The sequence below is a fragment of the Chryseobacterium sp. 2TAF14 genome (assembly GCF_052115105.1).
Taxonomy (GTDB): Bacteria; Bacteroidota; Bacteroidia; order Flavobacteriales; family Weeksellaceae; genus Chryseobacterium.
In genome coordinates, this window is the sequence record NZ_JBFRGA010000352.1 from 1 (window position 1) to 605 (window position 605).

1 protein-coding gene is annotated in these 605 nt (G+C 44.3%); it reads right to left on the reverse strand.

The window, feature by feature from the left end:
- On the reverse strand, positions 1–605 hold a 605-nt coding region (locus tag AB4Y90_RS18135), incomplete at both ends, for a SprB repeat-containing protein (protein WP_441558954.1).

A 605-nucleotide genomic window follows, 5' to 3' on the forward strand; every position in this document is an offset into this window, starting at 1 on the left:
GACCATGCATAGGTATATGGTGCTGTTCCGCCTGTTACTACAATTCCTGCTGATCCGTTTGATCCGCCGTTACATGAAATATTAGTCTGTGAAACTGTTGCACTCATTGCTGTTGGCTGAGTTACTGTAACATTCAATGTTCTCGTACATCCGTTAGCATCAGTAATCGTTACAGTGTACGTTCCTGCTGATAAACCGGTACGATCTTCTGTAGTGATTCCACCACCCCAGTTGAAGGTATATGGTGCTGTTCCTCCGCTTGGAGTTAAGTTAATCGCTCCTGTTGAAGCTCCGTTACATGCAATATTCGTAACCACTGTCGTTCCTGAAACTGCGGTTGCAGGCTGAGTGATCGTTACTGTTCTTGAAATTGTACATCCATTAGCATCGGTTACTAATACTGTATAAGATCCTGCTGCTAAACCGGTAGCTGTTGCATTCGTTCCGCCTGATGGAGACCATGCATAGGTATATGGTGCTGTTCCGCCTGTTACTACAATTCCTGCTGATCCGTTTGATCCGCCGTTACATGAAATATTAGTCTGTGAAACTGTTGCACTCATTGCTGTTGGCTGAGTTACTGTAACATTCAATGTTCTCGTACA